Source organism: Bartonella sp. AU16XJBT (assembly GCF_028618665.1).
In the GTDB taxonomy this organism is placed as follows: Bacteria; Pseudomonadota; Alphaproteobacteria; order Rhizobiales; family Rhizobiaceae; genus Bartonella.
In genome coordinates, this window is record NZ_JAQITF010000046.1 from 1 (window position 1) to 3847 (window position 3847).

The window sequence follows — 3847 nt, forward strand, 5'->3', positions numbered from 1 at the left end:
TTACGCTTTACCATCTTTACTAAAAAGCAGCCAAACAAAACGTCCAAACCACCACACAACTGTTTTACGAGAACGCAACACATAACAACGTACTTCACAACAAGCTTATCCACCTACAAACTTGCCTTCATTCTTCACGCATCCCGTCACTCTCTTCACCGTCTCTTTATGCTTAAATAAAAGGAACACACCGGCATATTACCAATGTTGCCCATCTTTTGACTCACATGAAGCGTTTTTTAACCATCTGCCCCTCAAAGAACGAAATTTTCTAAGCACCGATTGACAATCCCATTTCAAAAAGCAGATTTTCCCACAAGACAAAACTTCCCCCACACACTGCTCTGTAAACAATTCTCTACACTTTAACCTCTTGCTCAACCCATCCCACCATCTCGAAATCACCATCCCCTCAAAGAGCAGTATTTACGGCATGATAGGAAACGAACCGTCTTAGAAAAAACGGCATGGAGAGATCAAAGAGATCAATGATCGTCTTCTAATGTTGTATGAGGGGGTGTTAATGCTTTATTTTTCTTAATTTTTATAACACCAATCATTCCAGTGAAAATAATGAAAGAAGACATCGTTAAAAAAGAGCTCACCAATCCTACCAGTGCAAAAAGCCCAGCAATAAGGCCAGACACAGCTTCAGCAGAGTTTGCTAAAGTTGAAAAGGTTCCAAAACTCTTACCAAAATCTTCACGACGAGAGTATAATTGAAGCGCAGAGACTAAACTAATATCCACAAATGCCCCCGTAAATCCTAAAACGAAGGCAAACATGAGAAGCAGTGGTAAATAAAATATTGCCGCTAAAGGCATAAGAAATAGAATTCCCCCATAAAGAAGCCAAAAGACCATAAGCTTTAATGATGTAACCTTGACTATAATTTTACGATAGGACAAACCACCCACAATCGTTCCAACAGCCATGAGAGAAAAAAGTGAACTCACAAATCTTTCCTCTCCCCCCACAGACAGAACAAAAGCTGGAATTAAAAATCTTAAAATTGCACCTGCAAAGAGAATAGCAAATGCCGAGCCAACGAGCGTAATAAATAAATGTTTATTTTCAGTCGAAATATATTGAAGATAGGAAGCGGTTTCGCGATAAATTTTTATAAAATTGAATGATTTATTCTCACTTGAGTTTAAATTCACAAGATTAAGTAACACGATAATAGAGACAAAATAAGTAAAAAGATCAAAAATAAGAACTGCCGATTTATCGGCGAAAAGAAGCAATAGGGAACAAACTAAAGGACCAATGACGGATGCCGTTTCGTCTATAATTTGTGAAATGCTATTTGCCTTAGTCAGATCCTTTCTTGCAAACATTTTCGGGATAGCCGCTTGAAAACTTGGTTGAAAAATACTTCTTCCTATTGTTGTACCTATTGCTGCAAAAATAAGCACAATAACATGAGCCGTCCCTGTTATCGTAGTTATCAAAACGAATAATGAGGCGAATAATCTCACCAATTCACTTAAGATCATATTTTTCTTCAAAGAAAAATTATCCGCTAACCAACCGCCTATAGGTCCAAAAAAGAGAAAAGGGATAAAGCGAAAAAAATACACAAGACCTGTAAAAAAGGCGTTATCTGTTAATTCTAAGACAAGTAAAATAAAAATAACTTCATAAGCATAATCGCCCACTTTAGAAATAAAGAGAGCAGAAAAAAGAGAGAATGGACTCTTTTTTAAAAATAAATTCATATCAACCATCCGATATTAAACTTTTCGATAGTTAAAGTTCCACGCCCTCTTTAATAAAATTGGTGATATGAACTTCAAAGAAACGCCCCCGATCAGTGATCAAAATACCCCCGTCTTAAAGTTTCGCATACCTGATATCACACACCTCAAAAAGCAGTTTTTTACGGCATGATAGGATAATCAGCTGTATTTTTGTTATAATTTATAATTTTCCAATGATTTTTGAATGCCTCCACGCATTATTTTTTACAGCACATTTACGCTTTTTAAAGCTTTTTCCTCTGCTTCTTTTTGTAACTTCATTCTATTGACGTCTTCGTACATTTCTATTGTTTTGTTAATCTGATCATCAGTCCCTGCTTTAAAGGCAATCATTGTTTCAAACGGACGAAATGATGACGATTGCCAAATATGAAAAAAGATTTTCGTAGACAAACTTTTTGGATCAAAATCACTCTGCCCTATTCTTTTTAAGTCATGGATAGATATTGCTTTTTTTGACATAGCAAGACCAATAACATCGCTCTTTTTCTCACCAAAATCTCTCACTGTTAAAAGACTCTTTTTAGCGTCATAAACGATCAACATATTCATGATTTCATCAAGAGTTTGAGCACCGATGCCAAACATGAATATAAGATCATGTAGAGAACAAGCTTTTTGAAAATAACAAGCATTGTACAAACGTGAGTGAAATTCAAGAAACCTGACTGCTTTTTGAATGATTTCCATAGCGCAGTTATGTGATTTTTCATCTAAAAGAAGATCACGAATATCTGGAATGTAGATTTCTTGTGTTTTTTGCAACGGTGCAACTTCACTGTTTAATGCACGATCAATAATTTTTTCTAACCAATCATCACTCTTAGTATTATCAATCTCTATGAATTTCGACCTGATCTCATTTAAAAAAGTGCGCAGCCCATACTTTTCTTTAAAAGCATGCTCTCTTTGTTCACACGTTATTGTAACTCTATAGATATCTTTTCGTTCATCTAATATAGATGAGGCTTCAATTTCTGGATCATTCACTTTAAATGGCTCACCGCTTTCTCTCCTTTTAACAGGTATCCAATGCTCACCCTTAAGAGTATCAAAAGCTCTCGCCCCTTGCCCTTCCTCAAAAAGAATACCTTGTTGAAGAAACATATGTAATGGATTGGAAGTATCCGGTGTTAACGGTATTTCCCGTATTAAAGACGCCAAAATTTCCTGTTGAAGTTTATCATCGCTTATTAATGAATCTTTCTTAAACTCATAGAAACTCTTCGCGCCTTCTGGAAGGCGCCAATTGTAAACCTTAGCTTCCTTTGCAAACCAGCTGTTAATGATTTCCTCGTTTGTGGCTAATTTCACTAGATGATGCCCCCGCTCAAATTCCAAATGACCCTTTTTGTCAATAAACTCTCATACAGTTTTTATTACAATTCTTGAAAAAAGTTCATTATCTATTGCTTTAAATTAACTTAATATTTACCATATTATACTTGAATCGTCAAGAAAAAACCAAATTAAGACATCAATACTATTTTATTTTTAATATAGATCCCCACTTAAACTTTTCTTTGTAATGCAATAGTGGAAATTTTAACTAAAAACATGTTGAGGGTGTTGTTTTTTTAAGTCTTTGCCTTGATGAAAAAATTGAACATAGCAAACTTGATCGTGGAGATGCTCCAGCGTCGATTACCCATCAACAAGAATGCGATCAATAGGAACAGTTTAAAAAATTTTTTAGTAAAATTTTAAAGCAAAAAAACACATATCATCGAAAAAAATGAGAGAGCAGTGCGTGTTACGCATTCTTCACCTTTTACTTAAAACTTCAAAGGAACACCTCCGATCAGTGGTCAAAATACTCCCCGCCTTAAAGTTTTCCATACCTGATATCTCACACCTCAAAGAGTGGTGTTGCATGTATAGGATAAAATACGTGTTTCATTGATGCGCCCCTCATTTTGAAGAAACACCCATCATTTTGAAGAAACAATTGACAAAGAATTGTTTACCAACATCCTGATCCCGAATAAACAACATAATCCAACCACGCCAGAAAGAAGGAATAACTTACCAGAAGAAGTGTGATCTAACACAAAGGCTCCAAGAAACGGTGCTCCCAACATCGC

General features: G+C 35.6%; 2 protein-coding genes. Both read right to left on the reverse strand.

Annotation, left to right across the window (positions count from 1 at the left end):
* Positions 1–485 precede the first annotated feature (485 nt).
* Positions 486–1721, reverse strand: coding sequence for an MFS transporter (locus tag PVV66_RS09245; protein WP_273719206.1), 1236 nt, complete (start codon positions 1719–1721; stop codon positions 486–488).
* Positions 1722–1967: 246 nt separating this feature from the next.
* The gene (locus PVV66_RS09250) at positions 1968–3077 is read right to left on the reverse strand and encodes a hypothetical protein (RefSeq protein WP_273719204.1); all 1110 of its coding nucleotides are present in this window, start codon (positions 3075–3077) and stop codon (positions 1968–1970) included.
* Positions 3078–3847 lie beyond the last annotated feature (770 nt).